Consider the following 5,727-nt stretch of genomic DNA (forward strand, 5'->3'; position numbering starts at 1 on the left):
GATCAAACATATTGAAATTGTCTGAATTGGAACGGGCGAAAGGATCGGTATTTTGGTCTGTTGTACTATTGCTGGGGAAAGCATCCGCTGGGCTGCTGACTTGAGCCGAACTTGGTTGAGCCATGAGCAAGGAAGCAAAGCTAATTCCTGCTGCGGTAACTACAAAGAGTCTAGTAATTTGTAAAAATGGTTTTTTCATGGGTTTTGACCCTAAATAAAATTGATCTATTTTATCTTTTTAAGCCAGAGTTCGCCGCAGTTGGGGTTGAATACTCAGCAAGGCGACTAGGGCAAAGCCAAACAACACCAGCAACGCTCCTCCAAAGGTAACATCGCCCCAAGGAGCCTGCATTACTACACTACCTAATTCCCAATTATTGTGGAAATAGAGATAGCGAATGGGTTCGATCGCATAACTGAGAGGATTTAGAGTAGCTACAACCTGCAACCACTTAGGCATGAAGGATAGAGGTGCTAAAGCAGTACTCGCAAACAATAATGGTAGGTTAGTGACGAAAATCACTGCAATCAATTCAATGTGTCCGGGTAAAGCGAAAGCTAAACCGAGGGAAATGGCTGTTACACCCAAAGCTAAGAGTAGAACAATTAGAGCGATCGCACTTAAACCCGCTACATCGGGTAATCCAGCCCCCAAGAACGCCGCTGCTGCGACAATCACCGCAGCTTGCAGCAAACTTTGGCTGATGATGAAAATGGCTGAGGCAAAAACAATGGAAAACCGCGATGCTAACGGTGCTACCAGCAAACGATTCAAAAAGCCGAACTCGCGGTCAAACATCACTGGTAAACCAGCATTCAGCGCCCCAGCAAAAGCTGTGAAAACAATGATGCCAGCAGCCAAAAATTGACCGTAATTTGTTGTATTGCCAAATATACCCTTGGGAGCATTTTGGAACAAAGCACCAAATAGCACTAACCACATTACTGGTTGAATAATTCCAGCAACTAAAGACGAGGGACGGCGTTGCAACTGAATAAACAAGCGACGAGTTAAAGCCAACGTCTCTTGTACCAATTCACCGAAAAAGTTAGGTGCAGTATTAGCATTTGCTTGTGGCGATGCTAATGGTTGCCAATTGATATCAGATTTAGGAGTAACACTCATAGCAATTTTGGATTTTAGATTTTGGATTTTAGATTAGGGATTGGGATTAGGGGAGAGGTGACAGGTGACAGGAAATAATCTGTACCCTGTAACCTCTCACCTATTCCCTTCTTCACTCCCCATTCCCTATCTCATATTCTGCTTCTTCTCAGCTTTGGGATCGCGGGTGGCGATGGCTGCGAGTTCTGCATCTAATAAGGTGCGTCCTGTGGCAGCGAGATAAACGTCATCGAGGCTGGGGCGAGATTGGGCGATGCCAAATATGGGCAAGCCAGCGGTGTTCAGCGCTTGTTGTATGTTAATGAGAACATCATTCTGAGGTGTCACTACCAAATTGAGTGAATTACCTTGAGCGCTGTTGATGATGACTTCTTGGACAAATGGTAAAGGTTTCAGAAGGTTTTTAGCTTTTTCAGCTTCCTCAATCGGGGAAAACTCGCGGATTCGCAAGGTGATGCGATCGCCCCCTACTTTATCTTTTAATTGCGAAGGTGTACCACTTGCAATTACAACGCCGCGATCTATAATCGCCACGCGATCGGCTAAAGCGTCAATTTCTTCTAAGTAATGGCTGGTAATTACTACCGTCGTCCCAGAGGCGCGTAATTTTCTCAGGAAATCCCATACCACAAAACGAGTCTCTATATCAAGTCCTACAGTTGGCTCGTCCAACACCAAAACATCCGGTGCATGGAGCAATCCAGCAGCCAAGTCTAGGCGCTTGCGTAAACCGCCTGAGTAGGTTCCTGTCTTTTTATTAGCGTATTCTTGCAAACCGAGTAAGTCTAATACCGTCTCAATTCGCTGTTTGGCTACTGCGTTTGGAAGGTGATAAAGTGCTGCTTGCAATTGCAGCAGTTCTTTTCCAGTCAACACCTTATCTATAGCGACTTCCTGAGCTACGTAGCCTAGTCGTTGTCTTGCCACTCTGGGATTATCTAACACAGAGATGCCAGATACTTCGATTTTGCCAGCATCCGGTGTAATCAGCGTACACAAAGCACGCAAGGTAGTAGTTTTCCCAGCACCATTGGGGCCAAGTAAACCAAAAATTTCTCCTGGTTCTACCTGAAAGGAAACATCCTGGACGGCAACCACTGTACCGTAACGTTTTTGCAGATTTTGAATTAAAACGGCGGGAGCCATGACAGCCGATCCCCAACTATACAAATCTCAATAAAGTCTATCCTTATTGTAGAAGGTAGAGAGCAAGGAAATAGCGCATGAGCGAAAATCTGTAAACAAATTCGCTTCATGCGCTATGCTGCCAAAAATTTTTAATTATTCTAAACAAGTTGCTTGATTGCGTTTGTAGCGAAACAAACCAAATACTACAGCAATTAATCCTAAAGCTGGAAGAGTTGCAGGTTCTGGAACCTGAACACGAGTGGGAGGCTTAGGCGGATTGTAGTACTTCGTTGGGACATCTGGCAGATCGCCATTAAATAGATAATTGTGAGACTCACCATTTCCTGTCAAAGAAGCTACCACTACATTGCCGTTAACTTGACCTTACTACTTGGTGCAATAGTATTAGTTGGACTTTGAGCAAAAGCAGCTTTATTGAAAGTCGTAACTAATGAAAGTCCAACTGCTGCTACGAATAAAAAATTTTTCTTCATTGATTTAAATTTATTTTTAAGAGAGGATTATTTAGGTAAGTTTTACAAACGAGGAAACATTGTGAGTAATGGTCTTAAATTATTATTCTTAAATTTACCATATAAGTCATTCTTTTACTACCTTTAGGGTGCGTAAACTACTATCAGCACAACCACTGATCAATCCTCCCATTGCCTGGATTTGTTGCAGATAGTCAAGGACGGGTTTGGTGATGACTTCTCCCGGCATTAACACAGGAATTCCTGGAGGATAGGGACAAACGATTTCAGCACAGATACGGTTATTCGTTTGTGTCAAAGGTAGTATTTCACTGACAGCAAAAAAAGCTTCACGGGGAGAAAATTGTAAAGCATAATCTAGCGTTCTGTCTAGATTTAGCCAAACATGGTTTTTAACAGTCAAGTTGCTTCGGCAATATTCTTTGGCGAGGGTGGTGAAACCTTGCACTAATTGTTCAATATCGGCTGGGGTGTTGCCCAAACTAATGATAAAGGTGAGATGTTGTAGTGAGGCAAATTCAGCAGTAACGGCAAATTTTTCATCTAGAATTTCATCGGCTTCAAATCCGGTTAAACCTAAACCAGAAACAGTGACAGTTAGTCGCGTTTTGTCCAAAGTTATAAAGCCGGGAGATCCCCCCAACAGAGGCATTTCCAAAACTGATAATCCAGGAATTTGACTGATTCTGGTTCTAGCTTCTTCAGCAAGTTGCAAAGTGCGAGACATCAGCATTTTTCCGTGGAGTGCCATTTGCTGACGCGCTGCATCTAAAGAAGCTAAAAGTAAATAACTAGGACTGGTAGACTGTAAAAGTTGCAAAGCTTTACTGATGCGATCGCCATCTATCCTGTTACCTTGAATGTGCAGCATCGATGCCTGTGTCATCGCACCGAGTACCTTGTGGGTAGATTGTACAGTTAAATCTGCACCTGCGGCTAAAGCTGGAGTGGGTAATTCGGGATGAAAGGCAAAGTGTGCGCCGTGTGCCTCATCTACGAGTAGAGGGATATTATATTGATGTGTAATGTTGGCGATCGCACTCAAATCTCCACAAACACCGTAATATGTTGGATAAACTGTCAACACTGCTTTAGCGTCTGGATGTTGTTGGAGTGCAGATTCTACAGCATTAGGCGTGATGCTATGGGCAATATCTAAAACTGGATCGTATTCAGGATTAAGAAAAATTGGTATTGCACCGGAAAGAATTAAACCTGCGATCGCAGAAGAATGCACATTGCGAGGCAGAATAATTTTATCGCCTGTGCCACAGGTAGCGAGAATTGCCGCTTCAATTCCACAGGTAGAACCATTGACAAGGAACCATGTTTGTAAAGCACCAAACGCCTCAGCCGCGAGTTGTTGTGCTTCTTGAATAACGCCTTGGGGTGCAAAGAGATTATCTAAATCTGCTAATTCGGTTAAATCAGCGCGAAAGACAGCTTTACCAAGTAAGTCAGCCAAGGGTTGAGAAATTCCTTCACCTTGTTTATGTCCTGGGGTGTAAAAAGGTGCATGGAGTCTTGCTGCATTGGCTTTTAAGGCATCTAATAAGGGTGTTTGGTTTTGATTGAGCATTAAAATAATTCGTAATTCGTAATGACGCTCGAAGACTCGCTAACGCTGCGCTAACGTAATTCGTAATTAAAAAAACAAACCGTTAATTGAATCAACAGTTTAAGGTAGATTGGATAGTACCTGATACAGACGGAATCAGACTGCGGACAATCTGGGAAACTACCGCTAATAATATTTATCCACGTTTGATTACTGCATTTTTGAAGTTAAATGAAAAAAGTTAAACTTTTGGATACTATTGCTACACTCAAGCCCATTCCCATTGAGAGATTACAATTAGTGGAAGAAGATTATACTTCTATCGAAAGCTTACCTAGTGGGCAAGTTGGAACAATTGTAGAAGTGTATGAGCAAGAAGAATATTATTTAGCTGAGTTTGCTGATACCCAAGGCTGTAAATATGCAATGGCGACTTTGAGAGCAGATGAAATCTTAGTTTTACATTATGATTTGGCAATTGCTTAAGTTTTTACTTTAGGGTTTATATCTGAATTAGCGTAGCTTTGGCGGGGTGGGGTTCTGCGGGTTTAATACCTTTTTAGGAATTTCAGTAGTTATATCTAATCATTGTTTGACAGGTTTCAGAACTTTATAAGCAGTAATTACAGCCTAAGTATTTTATATAGCGGTTCTTGGTTAAGTTAGGTACAAGAACCCCACCCCCAACCCCTCTCGAAAACCAAAGCTGTTTCATTCGCTCAAAGACTCAAAAAATACTTGTGTTCTGAACCAAAAGGCTCGTGTTCTGAACCAAAAGGCTCGTGTTCTGAACCAAAAGGCTCGTGTTCTGAACCAAAAGGCTCGTGTTCTGAACCAAAAGGCTCGTGTTCTGAACCGAAAGGCTCATGTTCTGAACCAAAAGGCTCGTGTTCTGAACCAAAAGGCTCGTGTTCTGGACGAAAGGACTTGTCTGTACACCGTAGGTTGTTCGAGAGGGGACTATGATGTACTTTATGTGATTAGGAAAGGCTATATAACTTTGTATACATAGCAGATTATTAGTGTTTACCCTGTAGAAAAAAGTTTTTGGTTTACTGTTCAGGATTGAGAAAAATTGGTATCGCACGCAGAGGCGCAAAGAACATAAAGGAATAAGAGACTCGTTACGGAGAATGCTATGCTTGCGTTAAAATCCGTAAGTCCTGCATGGCTGACTAGATGAGACCTTATCATCAAATTCCGATTTTTGAGTGTGGTGAACCGCTTACAGCAATTCCTTTAGAATTGTTTGCGGTGGAATCTCCCCATCCTTATGAAAAATTAGGTGCGCCCTATGGTAAACACTCCCCCTATTATCTCCGTCAAAGCGTCATTGAAAATTTGATCCAAGCGCAAAATTATCTTGATGTTCTGCATCCTAACTGGCGTATCCAAATTTTTGATGCCTATCGCCCGATCGC

The 5,727-nt window shown here is 42.4% G+C and carries 5 protein-coding genes and 2 pseudogenes; 2 read left to right on the top strand and 5 right to left on the bottom strand.

The annotated features are described in order from the left end of the window. The 5 genes and pseudogenes from IQ229_RS10545 to IQ229_RS10565 all read right to left on the bottom strand — a co-directional run. A pseudogene (locus IQ229_RS10545) lies at positions 1-199 on the bottom strand (hypothetical protein); the annotation flags it as partial. 39 nt (positions 200-238) lie between these two features. Then, the gene (locus IQ229_RS10550) at positions 239-1,126 is read right to left on the bottom strand and encodes an ABC transporter permease (RefSeq protein WP_194043469.1); all 888 of its coding nucleotides are present in this window, start codon (positions 1,124-1,126) and stop codon (positions 239-241) included. Between the two features lie 126 nt (positions 1,127-1,252). Next, positions 1,253-2,272, bottom strand: a complete 1,020-nt coding sequence (locus IQ229_RS10555; protein WP_194043471.1) for an ABC transporter ATP-binding protein — start codon at positions 2,270-2,272, stop codon at positions 1,253-1,255. A 135-nt stretch (positions 2,273-2,407) separates the two neighbouring features. Continuing rightward, positions 2,408-2,617, bottom strand: a complete 210-nt coding sequence (locus IQ229_RS10560; protein WP_194043473.1) for a PEP-CTERM sorting domain-containing protein — start codon at positions 2,615-2,617, stop codon at positions 2,408-2,410. Positions 2,618-2,854: 237 nt separating this feature from the next. Continuing rightward, complete coding sequence (locus tag IQ229_RS10565; RefSeq protein WP_194043475.1) at positions 2,855-4,327, bottom strand: aminotransferase class I/II-fold pyridoxal phosphate-dependent enzyme; 1,473 nt, start codon at positions 4,325-4,327, stop codon at positions 2,855-2,857. Positions 4,328-4,537: 210 nt separating this feature from the next. Here IQ229_RS10565 and IQ229_RS10570 point away from each other — a divergent pair, with 210 nt between their 5' ends. Next, positions 4,538-4,792 (top strand): DUF4926 domain-containing protein, encoded by a 255-nt coding sequence (locus IQ229_RS10570; protein ID WP_194043477.1) that lies wholly within the window; start codon positions 4,538-4,540, stop codon positions 4,790-4,792. 693 nt (positions 4,793-5,485) lie between these two features. Next, positions 5,486-5,727, top strand: a pseudogene (locus IQ229_RS10575) (D-alanyl-D-alanine dipeptidase); the annotation flags it as partial.

Source organism: Nostoc cf. edaphicum LEGE 07299 (assembly GCF_015207245.1).
Lineage (GTDB): Bacteria > Cyanobacteriota > Cyanobacteriia > Cyanobacteriales > Nostocaceae > Nostoc > Nostoc edaphicum_B.

Coding starts and splice junctions, on each gene's coding strand:
- IQ229_RS10555 (WP_194043471.1), bottom strand. CDS start 2,272: ATGGCTCCCGCCGTTTTAATTCAAAATCTGCAAAAACGTTACGGTACA.
- IQ229_RS10565 (WP_194043475.1), bottom strand. CDS start 4,327: ATGCTCAATCAAAACCAAACACCCTTATTAGATGCCTTAAAAGCCAAT.
- IQ229_RS10570 (WP_194043477.1), top strand. CDS start 4,538: ATGAAAAAAGTTAAACTTTTGGATACTATTGCTACACTCAAGCCCATT.
- IQ229_RS10550 (WP_194043469.1), bottom strand. CDS start 1,126: ATGAGTGTTACTCCTAAATCTGATATCAATTGGCAACCATTAGCATCG.